At 59.8% G+C, this 16,805-nt stretch carries 15 protein-coding genes; 10 read left to right on the forward strand and 5 right to left on the reverse strand.

The window, feature by feature from the left end; all coding sequences use genetic code 11:
- The first annotated feature begins 116 nt into the window (after positions 1-116).
- Complete coding sequence (locus CPY51_RS17075; RefSeq protein WP_111161435.1) at positions 117-539, forward strand: PIN-like domain-containing protein; 423 nt, start codon at positions 117-119, stop codon at positions 537-539.
- A gap of 1 nt (position 540) precedes the next feature.
- A complete protein-coding gene (locus CPY51_RS17080; RefSeq protein ID WP_111161436.1) occupies positions 541-879 on the forward strand; it encodes a hypothetical protein in 339 nt (112 codons plus the stop codon).
- 115 nt (positions 880-994) lie between these two features.
- Here CPY51_RS17080 and CPY51_RS17085 read toward each other — a convergent pair whose 3' ends face one another.
- The 4 genes from CPY51_RS17085 to CPY51_RS17100 all read right to left on the reverse strand — a co-directional run bounded on the left by CPY51_RS17085 (position 995) and on the right by CPY51_RS17100 (position 5,346).
- A complete protein-coding gene (locus CPY51_RS17085; protein WP_111161437.1) occupies positions 995-2,107 on the reverse strand; it encodes an ABC transporter ATP-binding protein in 1,113 nt (370 codons plus the stop codon).
- A gap of 3 nt (positions 2,108-2,110) precedes the next feature.
- On the reverse strand, positions 2,111-3,055 hold the full coding sequence (locus CPY51_RS17090; RefSeq protein ID WP_111161438.1) for a carbohydrate ABC transporter permease: 945 nt from the start codon (positions 3,053-3,055) through the stop codon (positions 2,111-2,113).
- Entirely contained in the window at positions 3,052-4,005 is a 954-nt protein-coding gene (locus CPY51_RS17095) for a carbohydrate ABC transporter permease (RefSeq protein WP_111161439.1), read from the reverse strand. Before CPY51_RS17095 ends, CPY51_RS17090 begins: the two co-directional genes overlap by 4 nt.
- 81 nt (positions 4,006-4,086) lie before the next feature.
- Positions 4,087-5,346, reverse strand: a complete 1,260-nt coding sequence (locus tag CPY51_RS17100; protein ID WP_111161440.1) for an ABC transporter substrate-binding protein — start codon at positions 5,344-5,346, stop codon at positions 4,087-4,089.
- A 340-nt stretch (positions 5,347-5,686) separates the two neighbouring features.
- Here CPY51_RS17100 and CPY51_RS17105 point away from each other — a divergent pair, with 340 nt between their 5' ends.
- Complete coding sequence (locus CPY51_RS17105) at positions 5,687-6,739, forward strand: LacI family transcriptional regulator (RefSeq protein WP_244598712.1); 1,053 nt, start codon at positions 5,687-5,689, stop codon at positions 6,737-6,739.
- A 39-nt stretch (positions 6,740-6,778) separates the two neighbouring features.
- Here CPY51_RS17105 and CPY51_RS17110 read toward each other — a convergent pair whose 3' ends face one another.
- Positions 6,779-7,942, reverse strand: a complete 1,164-nt coding sequence (locus CPY51_RS17110) for a dihydrodipicolinate synthase family protein (protein WP_111161441.1) — start codon at positions 7,940-7,942, stop codon at positions 6,779-6,781.
- Positions 7,943-8,249: 307 nt separating this feature from the next.
- On the opposite strand from CPY51_RS17110, the gene CPY51_RS17115 reads away from it, so the two are divergent.
- From CPY51_RS17115 to CPY51_RS17145, 7 genes are all read left to right on the forward strand, one after another.
- Positions 8,250-9,296 carry a LacI family DNA-binding transcriptional regulator gene (locus tag CPY51_RS17115; protein WP_111161442.1) on the forward strand — a complete coding sequence of 349 codons (1,047 nt, stop codon included), beginning with the start codon at positions 8,250-8,252 and terminating at the stop codon, positions 9,294-9,296.
- Positions 9,296-10,300 (forward strand): Gfo/Idh/MocA family protein, encoded by a 1,005-nt coding sequence (locus tag CPY51_RS17120; protein WP_111161443.1) that lies wholly within the window; start codon positions 9,296-9,298, stop codon positions 10,298-10,300. The genes CPY51_RS17115 and CPY51_RS17120 overlap by 1 nt, the downstream gene beginning before the upstream one ends.
- A gap of 3 nt (positions 10,301-10,303) precedes the next feature.
- The gene (locus tag CPY51_RS17125) at positions 10,304-11,911 is read left to right on the forward strand and encodes an acyl CoA:acetate/3-ketoacid CoA transferase (RefSeq protein WP_111161444.1); all 1,608 of its coding nucleotides are present in this window, start codon (positions 10,304-10,306) and stop codon (positions 11,909-11,911) included.
- Between the two features lies 1 nt (position 11,912).
- Positions 11,913-12,692, forward strand: coding sequence for an enoyl-CoA hydratase/isomerase family protein (locus tag CPY51_RS17130; protein WP_111161445.1), 780 nt, complete (start codon positions 11,913-11,915; stop codon positions 12,690-12,692).
- Positions 12,692-14,200: an aldehyde dehydrogenase family protein gene (locus tag CPY51_RS17135; RefSeq protein WP_111161446.1), complete on the forward strand. Its 1,509-nt coding sequence runs from the start codon at positions 12,692-12,694 to the stop codon at positions 14,198-14,200. The genes CPY51_RS17130 and CPY51_RS17135 overlap by 1 nt, the downstream gene beginning before the upstream one ends.
- A 62-nt stretch (positions 14,201-14,262) precedes the next feature.
- A complete protein-coding gene (locus CPY51_RS17140; protein ID WP_111161447.1) occupies positions 14,263-15,039 on the forward strand; it encodes a 3-ketoacyl-ACP reductase in 777 nt (258 codons plus the stop codon).
- A 9-nt stretch (positions 15,040-15,048) separates the two neighbouring features.
- On the forward strand, positions 15,049-16,704 hold the full coding sequence (locus CPY51_RS17145; protein WP_111161448.1) for a GMC family oxidoreductase: 1,656 nt from the start codon (positions 15,049-15,051) through the stop codon (positions 16,702-16,704).
- Positions 16,705-16,805: the final 101 nt, after the last annotated feature.

The raw sequence follows: 16,805 nt of genomic DNA on the forward strand, positions 1-16,805 counted from the left end.
CGCCAGCCTCCTGCTCACGCAGCACACCGATGATCTGCTCTTCCGTAAATCTCTGCTTCTTCATTCGTCCGTCCTTCGTCAGGCCGAACTCTAATCAATTTTGGAGGAAATTCGCAGTGGCAGGTCACCAGATATCGGCCATTGCCGTGGAAAAATCCCAAGACGTTATATTGGTAACTGACGACGTCAAGGAGGACTGGTGGCATTATGAGGGTAGCCGATTGGTCGGACCGCTTCCGGCGCTTCGTAAAGAATTTCTTGCCCTCACAGGACGATCGATTTGGCTTTATACGACAGAAGGTTTTCTTAGAGCTGCAAAGGAATTTGTTAAGGTGGACATTAGTGCCGCGGCATTGAAAGAAGTATCTGCTGCGCTAAACATCCAGAGTCAGCAAAGGTTTCAGCGCTACTTGAAGTTGACTACCGACAAGATAAGGCTCCCTCTTAAGTCCAAATTAGACGATGTGGAACGAGGGGAAGATAAGAAAAAAACGAACTTGTCACTCAACGAAAATGAACAGGAAGACGAAGAGCAATAAAATGGCGGTTCGAGCTTTTACCGAGAATCCCGAGGCGCTCTTATCCGCTATTAAGCGAAGCATTACTGATGGCAGAGTTACTGCGTGGAAACTCGATGAAGATGGTGATCTTACGCTTACTACTGAAACCTTCTTGAATCAGGCATGGATGCGACCTCGCGTTCTTTCCGATCGTCTTCTGTTTAATATTATAGGCAAAAAAAACAAGGAGATGTCATCCAGTGTTTATGCCGTTTATCACGCTAGGTTGATTCAAATGCTTCTGACATATTTCGACACGAGATTCAAAACAACTTCGGCAACGGCACTCCCAACATCTGGTGACAACATTCCCGTTTGAGCGGATAGCAGGATCATAAGCCGCGACGTTGGCCCGTCATGGAAGGCAAAACCCAGCTTACCGCACGGCCCAACCGATCGAGCATCCCCACGCGCCCTCACCCCATACCCCTCCCTCAAGCAATCCGCCTCTCGCTCTGCGGATCAAAATAAACCGCCTTGTCCAAATTGAACGCCAGTCTCGCGTTCTGCCCGGGGACGATACGAACATCGGCTCGCAAACGCGCCACGACTTCCTTGCCGCCGAGCTTCGTGACCGCGAAGGTGTCGGAGCCGGCGGGCTCGACGACGTCGATGAGGCAGTCGCCTTCGACAAGCTGGCGGGCATTGCGGTCGGCGCCGTCTGGATCGGTGAGCGCTTCCGGGCGTATCCCGAAGATGACCTGTTTCCCGGCATAGGGAGCAAGACTTTGCACCTGCGCAGCAGGCAGGCGGAGCGGTTCGGCGTCGGGTCGTGCCAACGAGACGTGGAGATCGTTGCCGGTGCCCTCGATCGTCGCTGTCAGAAGATTCATCGCAGGGGAACCCATGAAGTCGGCGACGAACAGATTGGTTGGGTTGTTGTAGATCTCGGCCGGCGTTCCGAATTGTTGCACCTCGCCGTCGCGCATGACCGCGATCTTCGTTGCAAGCGTCATCGCCTCTATCTGGTCGTGCGTGACGTAGACGATCGAGGTCCCCGTCGCCGCATGCAGGCGCTTGATTTCGATACGCATGTCGACACGAAGCTTCGCATCGAGATTGGACAGCGGCTCGTCGAAAAGGAACAGCTTCGGGTCCCGCACGAGTGCCCGTCCCATGGCGACGCGTTGCCGCTGGCCGCCCGAGAGCTGGCTCGGCTTGCGGTCCAGCAGATGGGTGATCTGCAGCACCTTGGCGACCTTGTCGATAGCCGTCTTGCGCTCGGCCACCGGCACGCCCCGCATCTCCATGCCGAACGAAATATTGCCGGCCACGGTCATGTTCGGATAGAGCGCATAGCTCTGGAACACCATGGCGATGTCGCGCTTGGAGGGATGCAGATCGCCGATCGCCCGGCCGTCTACCCGGATGTCGCCTTCGCTGATCGTCTCGAGCCCGGCTATCGTGTTGAGCAAAGTCGACTTGCCGCAGCCAGATGGCCCGACGAGCACCAGAAAGCCACCCTTCTCCAGTTCGAGATCGATGCCCTTGAGGATTTCAAGCGACCCGAATCGCTTCCTGAGGCCGGTTATTTCTAGAAAAGCCATTGGTTATCCTTTGACGGCGCCGGCCATCAGCCCGCGTACGAAGTAGCGCCCTGCGACGATGTAGACGATAAGAGTGGGCATGGCGGCGATCATCGCCGCTGCCATGTTGACGTTGTATTCGACGACGCCGGTAGACGTATTGACGACATTGTTGAGCGCGACCGTCATCGGCATGGACTCTCCGGTGCCGGCATAGGCGGATGCGAACAGGAAGTCGTTCCAGATATTGGTAAACTGGTAGATGACAGTGACGACGATGATCGGCAGCGAATTCGGAAGCATGATGCGCCGGAAAATCTGGAAGAACCCCGCACCGTCGACCTGGGCGGCCCTCACCAGCTCGGTCGGAAACGCCTCGTAGAAATTCCGGAAGAACAGGGTGGTGAAGCCGAGGCCGTAGACCACGTGGACGAACACCAGGTTGACGGTGGGATTTCCGAAACCGAAGGAAAGACCGGTGGCGTTCTGGAGCGTCACGCCGAAGCGCCCGAGACTGCCGAGGATCGTCGCCATCGGCAGCAGCACCGACTGGAACGGAATGAAACATGCAAACAGCATGAGACCGAAAATCAGGGTGTGGCCGGGAAAGCGCCACTTGGTCAGCACATAGCCGTTGAGGGCGCCGAGCAGGGTCGAGATCAGCACCGCCGGAACCACCATCTTTATGGAATTCCAAAAATAGCCCTTGATGCCGGCGCAGGTCAGGCCGACGCAGGTCTCGCCCCAGGCCTTGATCCAGGGGTCGATGGTTGGCGCCGCCGGCAGCGAAAGCATATTGCCGTTCTGGATCTCGTCCATCGTCTTGAAAGAGGTGACGACCATGACGAAGAGCGGCATCAGGTAGACAATGGCGAACAATATCAGCAGGCCATAGATCACCACACGGTTGAGAATTCTCACTCCGCTGGTGTGGCGCCCTGTGGCGCCAGGCGATATGGCGACGCTCATCGTGATTTCTCCCGGAGCTCTGAATAGAGATAAGGCACGATGATTGCAGTGATCGTCATCAGCATGATGATCGCGCTGGCCGAACCGACCGCCATCTCGTTGCGCTTGAAGGTATATTCGTACATGAAGTTGGAGGGCAGCCAGGCGGAGCCGCCAGGCCCGCCGCTGGTCAGCGCCACCACCAGATCGTAGGATTTGATCGCCATGTGCGCGAGCACGATGAAAGCGGAGAGGAACACGGGCCGCAGCAGCGGAATGACGATGCGCCTGTAGAGCTGTACTGTCGTCGCGCCGTCTATCTGCGCCGCCTTCATGATTTCGCTGTCGATCCCACGCAGACCTGCCAGGAACATCGCCATGACGAAGCCGGAGGCTTGCCAGACGCCGGCGATCACGACCGTGTAGATGACGAAGTCCTTGTTCTTGATCCAGTCGAAATGGAAACTCGTCCAGCCCCATTGATGCAGCGTCTGTTCGAGCCCGAGACCGGGATCGAGAAACCACTTCCAGGCAACGCCGGTCACGATGAACGAAAGCGCCATGGGATAGAGGTAGATCGGGCGCAATATGCCCTCCCCGCGGATCTTCTGATCAAGCAGGATGGCGAGGAAAAGGCCAAGTGCCAGGCAGATGCCGACATAGAGAAAGCCGAAGATGGCCATGTTGGTGATCGAGGTGTACCAGCTCGACGGCGGATCGCTCTCGAATGTCCAGCCCCACAGCCGCTGATACGCGCGCGCGCCGGTCAGCGTATATGAGGGGAAGGTTTTTGAATTGGTGAAGGACAGGTAGCCGGTCCAGATGATGAAGCCGTAGACGAAAATGATCGTCACCAGGAAGCTCGGTGCGAGAACGATCTTTGGCAAGGCGTCCTGCAATCGGGAGCGGATCGAATATCGCTCGGCTCGCTCGGGCGTGAGGGTGACGTCGGGGGTCACAACGGTGCTCATGAAATCTACCCCTCCCCGGGGCTGGTCTGGCATAAAGCTCCCCCGCCTTATGCGGGGGAGACACTAAGCTTTCAGAGATGCTTACTTGGCGTCGTTGATTGCCTTGACGAGCTCGACCACGGCCTGATCGGACGACTTGATCTGTCCGTGAACGAACTTCGACACGACGTCCTTGTAGGCGTTGGCAACTGCCGGAGGAGCGCCATAGCCCTGGGCGAGCGAACCGAACAGCGTGCCGCCGTCGTTCGCAGCCTTCAGATCGGCGATGCCCTTCTTGCCGCAAGCATCGAAGGCCGTATCCGGAACGTCTGTCCGGGCAGGTACCGATCCCTTGACGACGTTGAATGCCGACTGGAAGCTCTTCGAGAGCGTTGCGGTTGCCAGCGCGACCTGAGCGGCCTTGCGGTCGTTCGGAACGTTGAACATGCCGAACATATCCGAATTGTAGATCACGCTGCCTTCAGTGCCCGGGAAGCGGTAGCAAAGGAAATCCTTGTTCGGAGTCTTCTTTGCAGCAACGAATTCACCCTTCGCCCAATCGCCCATTACCTGGACGAGAGCGTCGCCCTTGATGACCATGGCGGTCGCAAGGTTCCAGTCACGGCCGGAGAAATTCGGGTCGACGTACTTGATGATCTTGGCAAGGTTGTCGAACGACTTCTTCATCGTGTCGGATTTCAGCGAGTCCTCATCGAGGTCGTTGAAGGCCTTCTTGTAGAACTCAGGTCCGCCCGTCGACAGGACGATCGAGTCGAACATCGTGGCTTCCTGCCAGTTCTGGCCGCCCAATGCCAGCGGAACGACGCCCGCAGCCTTGGCCTTGTCCAAAAGCGCAATCAGGTCGTCGAAGGTCTTCGGCTGCTTACCGCCGATCTTGTCCATGACAGCCTTGTTGATCCACAGCCAGTTGACGGAGTGGACGTTGACCGGAGCCGCGACCCACTTGCCTTCATAAACCGAGAACTTCTGCAGAGCCGCCGGAACAGACTTGTCCCAGCCTTCCTTCTTCGCAGTTTCCGTCAGGTCGCCCATGACGCCGGCCTGCGCGTAGTCCAGCACAGTGTAGCCAAGCATCTGGGACGCTGTCGGATAAGTTCCCGCAGCCACCATCGCCTTGAGCGCCGTCATGGCAGCATCGCCGCCGCCACCTGCTACAGGCACGTCCTTCCAGGCATAGCCTTCCTTGGCAAGATCGCCCTTCAGCACGTTGAGCGCCGCAGCTTCGCCACCTGACGTCCACCAATGAAGCATCTGAACTTCTTTGACGTCAGCGGCACGGGCTGCTCCGCAGCCTGCTACCATCAGTGCTGCCACTGCCGTCGTCATCATAAACTTGCGCATCGTATCCTCCCCGGTTGCAAGTCGTTGAAGCGGAAGCTCCTCCTCCGCTTTTAAATGCCATCCCGCCCCAGGCGGGTCGCAAATCTCAATGCGGTGCTTTTCACCGCGCGTTATTTAAAACGTTATAAATTGTGTGAAGTCAAGCACCCCCAAAGGCCTCAGATACACCCTCGAATGGTTTAGACAAGCCATTGTTTACATTGCCATTCGCTAACTCTATCAATTCCCTCTCGCTGAGCAAAGACCATGTTCAATGGTGAATAAACGTTTTCACAAACACATTGCGCATCCTCACGTAAGCGGCTAAAAATGCCCATCCTCATGGGCACCGAGTATTGAATTGAAAGACACCCCCAACACCTCGCCGCGCCCTATCCCGAAAAGCGGCAAGCCGACGCTTCGAACGATTGCCGAAATGACCGGCTTCGCAGTAACCACCGTGTCCCGCGCCCTCGGCAACGCCCCCCAGATATCGCTCGAAACCCGCAAGCATATCCATGAGGTCGCCGCAAGAATAGGCTACCTGCCGGATCGCGCTGCGCAGCGCCTGAAGACAGGCAGGACCAATGTCATAAGCGTCCTTCTCGACCCGCACGAGGAAATCCTTGGCTATGGGATTTCGCTTATGCACGGGCTCGCCAAGGCGCTGAAGGACACGCCATATCACCTGATCGTCACGCCGAACTTCATCAATGGCAGCAATATCGACGCCGTGCGCTACATCGTCCGCAACGGCATGGCCGACGGAATGATCTTCTCCCGCACGGAGCCCTTCGACCCACGCGTCCGTCTCCTGCTGGAAAAGGGATTTCCCTTCGTTACCCATGGCAGGACCGAGTTCACCACCGAGCATCCCTATGTCGACTATGACAATTTCAGCTTTGCCTACGAGGCCACCAAGTGGCTGATCCTTCGTGGTCGGCGCAAGCCGATGATCATACTGCCTCCAAAGCGCCTCACCTTCTCGCAACACCTGCTGCACGGCTTCATGACTGCCGTCCGCGAGGCCGGCGTTGCCTACGAAATACCCGACGACATCGACCTCGACTGTCCCGTCGACCGGATCCGCGACTACATAAGCCGCCGCGGGGGCCAGGCTGACGCTCCCGACGGCTTTGCCTGCGGTGGAGAGGTCTCGGCTCTGGCGACGATTACCGGCATGAGCGACAACGGCCTGACGCTCGGCAAGGAATACGACGTTGTTGCCAAGCGAACCTCGAAACTGCTCAGCCAGATCCAGCCCAAGGTCGAGACGATCTACGAAGATCTGACCGACACGGGGGAGCAGATGGGACGCCTTCTGCTGGCCCGGATTGCCGGCGACGAGACGGCCGATATGCAGGTTTTGCTGAAGCCTCAATTTAACTTCCCAATGCTGGCTGACGCGGGTTAATCGACTTTCCTTCGACTGAAGACCTGAGCTTCGGCCCGGCTATGCCACGCCGTAGAGCTCGGTCAGGGTTTTCATTCGGCGCGCGGCAAGCTCCGGCTTGTCGAGGACATTGGCCTTGTCGGCGAGCCTAAAGATATCGGTGTAGTGGATGAGGCCGCGCGCGGATTGCAGGCCGGCTGGCATTGAGAAATGAGACTGGTGCCCGTTCAACCAGGCAAGAAATACGACGCCTGCCTTGTAGTATTGCGTGGGCGTCTCGAAAATCTTCCGGGACAACGGCACGGTCGGCTCGATCAGCGACCGAAATGCGGCGACATCGCCGGCAGCAAGCGACACAAGGGCTTTCGAGGCGGACGGCGCGACTGCATCGAAGATGCCGAGCAATGCGTGGCTATAGCGCGCGCCATCTCCCTCGATAAGCTCCGCATAATTGAAGTCGTCGCCGGTAAAGCACAAGATGCCTTCAGGAAGACGGTTGCGCAGCTGGACCTCTTTTGCGTTGTCGAGCAATGAAATCTTGATGCCTTCGACCTTGTCCGCATTTGAACCGATGATCGCAAGGACGCTGTCGAGGCACGCCTCAAAACCCTCACCGCCCCAATAGCCCGCAAGCTGAGGGTCGAACTTGTCGCCGAGCCAGTGAAGGACGACTTTTTCCTTCGCCTGCGAGAGAATGCGCCCATAGACCTTGGCGTAGTCGGCAGGCGAGCGGGCCAGTCGCGCAAGCGCCCGGCTCGCCATCATGATCGCCCGGCCACCATGGCTCTCGACGAACTCGATCTGCGTCTCGTAAGCTCTGATGACGTCGTCCAAGGACCTCGCATCTGCAGGCGCAAGATGATCGGTGCCGGCGCCGCAGGCAAGGTCCGCGCCCGGGATGTCCCGCGCCGCCTGAAGCGAGCGGCGGATGAGTTCCTGCGCACCCGCCCAATCGAGCCCCATGCCGCGTTGCGCCGTATCCATGGCTTCCGCAACTTTGAAACCCAAGCCCCAAAGGTGGCGACGAAACGCGATCGTCGCGTCCCAATCGATCGCAGGACGACCCCACGGATCCAAATCCCGCAGAGGATCGGAGACCACGTGGGCGGCTGCATAGGCAATGCGATTGAATTTCGGCGGGCTGGCAGGACGCTCGATCGGCTGGCCGGACAGGCGGTATTGCTCAACGCTACCGTCGGCTTTGGGCAGCTGCAACGTGATCATCGTGGTCTCCTCCAGTCGAATGACAATCTCCAATAATTTAGATCGTTCCAAATTTCAAGATGAATTATTCCGCCTTTACCGCTTCCCCAAAAATTGACGGCCTGATGTCGCCGAGAGAGTGATCGGTCCTATCTCTGCTAAAAACTACGCCAACAATTGAATTTTGCAAACTTTTCTGCGTCATCCGCGCCGTATTTTGCCCGCGATTCGAGGCAACAACACATTATTCCATTGCAACTTCGCTTGACAAATTTGGATCGTTCCAATTAAATATCGATCACCAGAATGCGTCGGGTAGAGGAATCCAATGACGAAGGAGCGAATTACAGTCGTTGAGATCGCACATGCCGCCGGCGTGTCGAAGTCGACCGTGTCCCTCGTGCTCCAGGGTTCGTCGCTGGTGAACGAGGTGACGCGAGCCAAGGTGTCTGCCGTCATTCGCGAGCTCGGCTACGTCTATAACAGGGGCGCCGCCAATCTCCGGCAATCGAACTCGAAGTCGAAGATTATCGGCATTGTGGTCAATGATCTTACGAACAGCTTTTTTGCGGAACTCGCCGTCGGCGTCGACGACGTCGTGCAATCCGCGGGCTATGTGCAGTTCCTGTCCAACACAGGCGAAAGCGTCGATCGCCAGCGTGAGGTCATCGCCTCGATGCGCGAACACGGCATTTCTGGCCTGATCGTCTCGCCTGCCAGGGGAACCGAGCCCGCAGACCTAAAGCCCCTGGTGGCAAGCGGAATTCCGGTCGTCGTTGTCGTCCGCAACATCCAGGGAGCCAAGGTTTCCTCGCTCATGTCGGACAATCATGCGGGAGCCTCGGCCGCTGTCGAGCACCTGGTAGCACTTGGACACCGCCGGATCGCGTTCCTCGGAGGCTTCCCCGACACGGCAGTCTTTGCAGAGCGCCTCGTCGGATATCAGACGGCGCTCAAATCGGCTGATATCGCCTTTGATGCGAGCCTGGTCATCAGCTCCGCCCCATCGAGAGCCGGCGGCGTGGATGCCATCGATCGCGCGGTCAGACTTGGCGATCGCCCAACCGCGGCGCTGTGTTTTAACGACGCAGTGGCATTCGGCGTGTGCGATGGGCTTCGAGCCAACCGCCTGGAACCGGGCGCCGACTTCGGGGTCATCGGGTTCGACGATGTCATCGAGGCAAAAACGGCAGTGCCAGCCCTGACCACGGTGTCGGTGGACCCACAAGGGATGGGCCGCCGCGCGGCGCAGCTTTTGTTGAAACAGATCAATTCCGGAAACGCCGACCCCGAGGCTCTTGTTGGTTCGGTCCGCCTCGTCGTGCGCGAAAGCAGCGGCCCGGCGCGCAGAGACGTTGAAAAGAGGACTGCCTGATGACTGTTCGATGGGGATTGATGGGCGCGAGCACGATCGCCAGGGAGTGGGTGATAGACGCGATCCGGGCCACCGGCGGCGAGATCGCCTCCGTGATGAGCACGAGCGCCGAGCGTGGCGCGGCCTATGCCACGGAGAACCGAATTCCAAAAGCCGTCACGTCCCTTGACGAGGTGGTCGGCGATCCAGCCATAGACGCGGTCTATATCTCGACCACCAACGAACTCCATCGCGACCAGGCGATTGCCGCTGCCAAGGCTGGCAAACACGTCCTGTGCGAGAAGCCGCTGGCGATGTCGCTCTCCGATGGCCATGCTATGATCAAGGCGGCGCGCGACGCGGGCGTCGTTATCGCCACCAACCACCATCTGCGCAACGCCGCCAGCCACCTCGCGATGCGCGATGCCATCGCCTCCGGCAAGATCGGCAAACCGCTGTCCGCCCGGGTGTTCCATGCGGTCTACCTCCCGCCGCATCTGCAAGGCTGGCGTCTGGACAAACCCCAGGCCGGCGGCGGCGTCATCCTCGATATCACCGTGCACGATACCGATACCCTGCGCTTTGTCCTGAACGACGATCCGACCGAGGTCATCGCGTTCAGCCAGTCGGGTGGAATGGGCAAGGAGGGTCTGGAAGATGCGGTGATGGGCGTCATGCGTTTCAAATCCGGCCTGATCGCCCAGTTCCACGACGGCTTCACCACAAAATTCGCCGAAACCGGGTTCGAGGTTCACGGCACCCACGGTTCCCTGATCGGCAAGAATGTCATGACGCAAAGGCCAGTCGGAACGGTGACATTGCGCACCGCCGAAGGCGAGCAGGATTTGCCTTTGGACGACAGCAATCTTTACCGGACCGCGCTCCACAATTTCCATGCGGCCGTCGCTGGCGGAGGCCATGTCTCAGCCAGCGGCGAGGACGGCATCTGGTCGCTTGCGACCGGCCTTGCCGTGGTCGAAGCGGCGCGAACCGGCGCCGCTGTAACAATAGAAACCGGACTCTGAGATATGGCCACCAAAGAAATCACCCTGGAAGCAGCTGCAGCGCTGATCCCCGACGGAGCGGTTGTGTCTGTGTCGTCGTCGAGCGGCCTCGGCTGCCCGGACCTGATGCTGAAAGCCATAGGGGAACGGTTCGAGGCGACAGGCCGTCCGCGCCAGTTGACCACGCTGCACCCCATTGCCGCCGGCGACATGAGCGGCATCAAAGGCGTCGACCACATCGCGCGCAAGGGGCTCCTGGCAAGGATCATCGGCGGGTCCTATCCCTCGGGGCCATCGACATCGGAGCCGCCCCTCATCTGGCAGATGATCGGCGCCAACGAAATTCCGGCCTATAACATCCCGTCCGGAATTCTCTTCGACATGCACCGCGAGGCGGCGGCCAAGCGCCCGGGAGTGATCACCAAGGTCGGATTGGATACGTTCGTCGATCCGCAAAACCAGGGCTGCGCAATGAATGCGGCAGCGGCAGCCGTGCCGATCGTCAAGAAGCTCGATTTCGAGGGCGAGGAGTGGCTGTTTTTCCCGTCGATCGCGCCTGATGTGGCGATCATCCGGGCCACGACCGCCGACGAGCGCGGAAACCTGACCTACGAGCACGAGGGTGCCTATCTCGGCGGCCTCGATCAGGCGCTTGCAGCAAGGAACAGTGGCGGCATCGTCATCGCGCAGGTCAAGCGCGTCACCAAGGAAGGCACGTTGAAGCCGCACGACGTCCGCGTGCCGGGGATGCTGGTCGATTACATCGTGGTCGACCCGGATCAGAAGCAAACGACACAGACGCTCTACGATCCGGCGATCTCAGGCGAAATCTTCCATCCGCTCGACAGCTTCGGCGTCCCCGACTTCAATATCCAGAAGGTCATTGCCCGCCGCGTCGCGCAGGAACTGCAGTCCGGCAGCTGCGTGAACCTCGGCTTCGGAATTTCGGCCAACGTGCCGCGCATCCTCCTCGAGGAGGGTCTTCACGGCGCCATTACCTGGGTCATCGAGCAAGGCGCCGTCGGTGGCGTTCCCCTCCTCGACTTCGCCTTCGGCTGCTCCTCGAATGCCGACGCATATATGCCCTCGCCCTACCAGTTCACCTATTTCCAGGGTGGAGGGTTCGACGCCTCGCTCCTTTCCTTCCTCGAGATAGGCCGGGATGGCTCGGTCAATGTCTCGAAGCTCTCATTCCGACCTCACGTAACTGCCGGCGCCGGCGGTTTCGTCGACATCACCGCGCGAGCCAAAAAGATCGTTTTCTCCGGCATGTTCAATGCGGGGGCGAAGCTTTCGATCGACGCCGGCAAACTGGTCATCGAGAAGGAAGGCAAGCTGAAGAAGCTGGTCAACGAGGTCGAGCACATCACCTTCTCCGGCAAGCGCGCCGTCGCACAGGGGCAGGATATCACCTACGTCACCGAACGCTGCGTGCTCAAGCTGACGCCTGATGGCATCGTGCTCACCGAAATCGCACCGGGCGTCGATCTGGCGACGCATATTCTCGACCAGTCCGAATTCCCGCTGATCGTCTCTCCAGACCTGAAGATCATGGACGCGGCGCTCTTTGCCGAGGCACCCATCGGGCTTTCTCTGCCGGCGAAACCGCAGCGCAAGCTGAAGGGGGCCTGAGATGTCCCAATCAAGAATCAGCATCGATATTGACGGCGCCGTCGCGACAATCACGATTTCGCGGCCGGAAAAGCTGAACGCCCTCGACATCGACATGCTCAAGGAATTGTCAGCCGCATGCGACGAGGTCGAGGCGAATGCGGCCATCCGCGTCGCGATTCTGACCGGCGCAGGCAAGGCATTCTCGGCAGGCGGCGACATCAAGGCCTGGGGCGGCATGCAGCCCAACGAATTCGGCCACGCCTGGGTACGTTTCGGCCATCGCGTCTTCGATCGGCTGGCGACATTGCGCATGCCTCTGATCGCCGCGGTGAACGGCCATGCGCTGGGTGGCGGACTTGAATTGGCGGCCGCTGCAGATATTCGCATCGCCGAAAGACACGTGAAGATCGGCCTTCCCGAGACGTCGCTTGGCATGGTGCCGGGATGGTCCGGCACGCAGCGGCTGGTCAGGCGCTTCGGGGCGCAGGTCGTGCGTCGCATGGTGCTCGGCGGCGAGATTTTCACAGCGGAGGAAGCACGCCTTCATGGCTTGGTCGATCAGGTCGTCGAAACCGGCAATGCCCTGACCGCGGCGAAGGAATATGCGGACAGGATCGCCATGCGCGGCCCCGCCGCGCTCGAGATTTCAAAACTCATGCTCGCCGTTGCAAATGGCGAGGACAACGGCGCAGCCGTCGAAACCCTTGGCTCCATACTGGTTGCCAAGACCGGCGACCTCAAGGAGGGGGTTGCCGCGTTTTCGAACAAGCGTCCAGCAGAATTCAAGGGAGAATGGTAATGACTGTTTTGGTGGCTCCGAAGACGCTCGCAGACCTCAAGGTTCGCGAATTCAAGATGCTGATATCAGGCGAATGGGTTGGTGGTGCCGAGGGACGGACACTCGAACGGGTAGCCCCGAGCCATGGCGTCGTCGTCAGCCGCTATCAGGCTGCGACCAAAGTCGACGCCGAACGTGCAATCGCAGCGGCTCGCAAGGCATTCGACAGCGGCGTCTGGTCCGGCCTGACCGGCGCCCAGCGCTCCGGAATTCTTTTGAAGGCAGCCGATCTGATCTCGTCGCGCGCCGAAGAACTAGCCTATCTCGACGCCATCGAAGCCGGCAAGCCGATCTCCCAGGTCCGCGCCGAAATCGCAGGCTCCGTCGATATATGGCGATACGCGGCAGCGCTCGCCCGCGACCTGCATGGCGAGAGCTATAATACGCTCGGCGATGGCACGCTAGGTGTTGTGCTGCGCGAGGCGATCGGCGTCGTGTCGATCATCACGCCGTGGAACTTCCCCTTCCTCATCGTCGGCCAGAAATTGCCGTTTGCGCTCGCAGCGGGATGTACCTGCGTGGTGAAGCCGTCGGAACTGACATCGGGCTCGACATTGGTCCTCGGCGAAATCCTGATAGAGGCGGGGGTACCCGCCGGTGTCGTCAATATCCTGGTCGGAACTGGACCTGAAGTCGGCGCGACGATGACCACGCATCCTGATGTCGACATGGTTTCGTTCACCGGCTCGACCGGCGTCGGCAAGCTCACCATGGCCAACGCCGCGCAAACGCTGAAAAAGGTCTCGCTCGAACTTGGCGGGAAGAACCCGCAGATCGTCTTTCCCGATGCCGACCTCGACGCCTTCGTCGACGCCGCCGTCTTCGGCGCCTATTTCAACGCGGGGGAATGCTGCAATGCAGGCTCGCGTCTGATCCTCCACAAGAGCATCGCGGAAGATGTCATCGCCCGCATCGCTGCGCTATCGAAAAAGGTCAAGGTGGGCGACCCCCTGGATCCCGCGACGCAGGTCGGCGCCATCATCACGCCGCAGCACCTCGAGAAGATCTCGGCCTACGTCAGCGGAGCGACGGCCGCCGGCGCCAGGATCGCTCACGGCGGTGAAACCCTTGACTTCGGCATGGGCCAGTTCATGGGACCGACGATCCTTTCGGGCGTGACGCCCGATATGGCGGTGGCACGCGAGGAAGTGTTCGGGCCTGTCCTTTCGGTCCTTACCTTCGAAACGACGGAAGAGGCGATTTCGATTGCCAATTCAGTCGACTACGGCCTCTCCGCGGGCGTTTGGAGCCGGGATTTCGACACCTGCCTGACGATCGGCCGCAAGGTCCGGGCGGGCACGATCTGGATGAACACCTTCATGGACGGCGCCTCGGAACTCCCCTTCGGCGGATACAAGCAATCAGGCCAGGGCCGCGAGCTCGGTCGTCATGCGGTGGAAGACTATACCGAGACGAAGACGCTCAACATGCATATCGGCGCACGTACTGGCTGGTGGATGCCACGGTGAACGAGGATATGTGACGACGGCGCCCTGTCGCGCGCCGGCAGCAAGAATGAACGGGGGATATCATGGGGGATGTATCGAGACCTGTCGCCGTCATCACCGGCGGCCGTCGCGGCATCGGGTTTGCAAGCGCGATAGCCCTTGCCGGATGCGGGTTCGACATTGTGTTGACGGGCATCGATGATCCGAAGCCTGGCGATAGCGTGCTTGACGACCTCAACGCGCTGGGTGCCCGGGCGATCTATACGAAGTCCGACCTATCGGACGTTTCAACGCATCGACGAACCGTCGAGACCATTGTCTCGCAGTTCGGCAGGATCGATTGCCTCGTCAACAACGCCGGAATGGCCTCGGTCGTGCGTGGCGATTTCCTCGACCTCACCCCGGAGAATTTCGATGCGATCATCGCGACGAACCTGCGCGGCACGGTCTTTTTCACGCAAGCTGTGGTGAAATCGATGCTGGAGACCGCTGGCACGAAAACGGTTCGATCCGTGATCAATATCACATCGGTCTCCGCGTCCCTGAGCTCGCCCGAGAGACTGGACTACTGCATCAGCAAGGCCGGGTTGTCGACGTTTTCAAAGGGGCTTGCCTTGAGGCTCGCGGACTGCGGCATCGGCGTCTTCGAAATTCGCCCGGGCATCATCCGCACGGAAATGACGGCTCATGTCGCGGAGAAATATGACCAGCTGATCGCCGATGGTCTCGTGCCGATGAAGCGATGGGGAGAGGTTGCGGATGTCGGCGCCATCGTATCCGCGTTGGCGTCGCGCAGTTTTAGTTTCGCCACGGGGTCGGTGATCGATGCCGATGGCGGCTTGTCGATCGCAAGGTTGTAGGGGAAGAGCATGGCATTCGACTATATCATCACCGGCGCAGGCCCGGCAGGTTGCGTTCTCGCCAACCGGTTATCCGAAGATCCCGATGTCAAAGTCCTGCTGCTGGAAGCCGGTGGAGGCGACTGGAATCCCCTGTTCCACATGCCCGCGGGCTTTGCCAAGATGACAAAGGGTGTCGCCAGCTGGGGTTGGCAGACGGTTCCGCAGAAGCATATGAAGGGCCGTGTTCTGCGCTACACCCAGGCAAAGGTGATCGGCGGCGGCTCATCCATCAACGCCCAGCTCTATACCCGCGGAAATGCCGTCGACTACGACACCTGGGCAACCGAAGACGGATGCGATGGCTGGAGCTACCGCGAGGTGCTTCCCTATTTCAAGAGAGCCGAAGACAACCAGCGCTTCGCCGATGACTACCATTCGTACGGCGGCCCAATCGGCGTATCGATGCCGGTTTCCGCCTTGCCGATCTGCGATGCCTATATCAGGGCCGGCCAGGAACTCGGCATACCGTATAATCACGACTTCAACGGCAAACAGCAGGCAGGCGTCGGGTTCTATCAGTTGACGCAGCGCGACCGCCGCCGTTCTTCGGCGTCGCTGGCCTATCTCAATCCCATCAGAAACCGGAAGAACCTGACGGTAAGGCTTGGCGCACGGGTCACCCGTGTGGTGCTCGAGGGCAGCCGCGCGATCGGCGTGGAGGTCGCGACATCGGGGGGCGCTGAAACGATCCTAGCCGACCGGGAGGTGCTCGTATCCTCAGGCGCGATTGGCTCGCCCAAGCTGCTGCTTCAATCCGGCATCGGGCCGGCGGATCACCTCTCGTCCGTCGGCGTGAAGGTCCACCACGATCTCCCAGGCGTCGGCTCCAACATGCAGGACCATCTCGACTTGTTCGTGATTGCCGAATGCACCGGCGACCACACCTACGACGGCGTCGCCAAGCTCCACAGGACGGTATGGGCCGGTCTGGAATATGCCCTGTTCCGGACAGGACCGGTTGCCTCATCGCTGTTCGAGACGGGTGGTTTCTGGTACGCCGACCCGAATGCGCGCTCGCCTGACATCCAGTTCCACCTGGGACTTGGATCCGGCATCGAGGCGGGTGTCGAAAAGCTGAAAAATGCGGGCGTGACACTGAATTCCGCCTATCTTCATCCGCGCTCGCGCGGAACCGTCAGGCTTTCGTCGTCAGATGCGGCAAGTGCGCCGCTGATCGACCCGAACTACTGGTCCGATCCTCATGACAGGGCTATGTCGTTGGAGGGCCTGAAGCTCGCCCGTGAGATCTTCCAGCAGTCGGCCCTGAAACCGTTCATCATGGCCGAGCGACTTCCCGGACCGAAGGTGACGACAGATGAAGAGCTCTTCGAATACGGCTGCGCCAATGCGAAGACCGACCACCATCCCGTTGGAACCTGCAAAATGGGAACCGGGCGGGACGCGGTCGTGGGTCTCGACCTGAAGGTACACGGGCTGCAGGGCCTGCGTGTCTGCGACAGCTCCGTCATGCCGCGGGTCCCCTCCTGCAACACCAACGCGCCGACGATCATGGTCGGCGAAAAGGCCGCCGATATCATCCGCGACCTGCAGCCACTCCCCGCCGCGATCTTCGCGCACGAACGCAACGACCAACTTCCGCGCGGCCGGGTTCGGATCGAGTAGTGCGCGATCTGCATGGTGATTGGTTGCCGTTGCGCGCCGCGCGGTTCAACCTTCTCCGCCCATTTCCGCTATTCCAACCAAACTGAAGGCCCCGAGATCCG

The organism is Arminella tubonensis (assembly GCF_003240585.1).
In the GTDB taxonomy this organism is placed as follows: domain Bacteria; phylum Pseudomonadota; class Alphaproteobacteria; order Rhizobiales; family Rhizobiaceae; genus Rhizobium; species Rhizobium tubonense.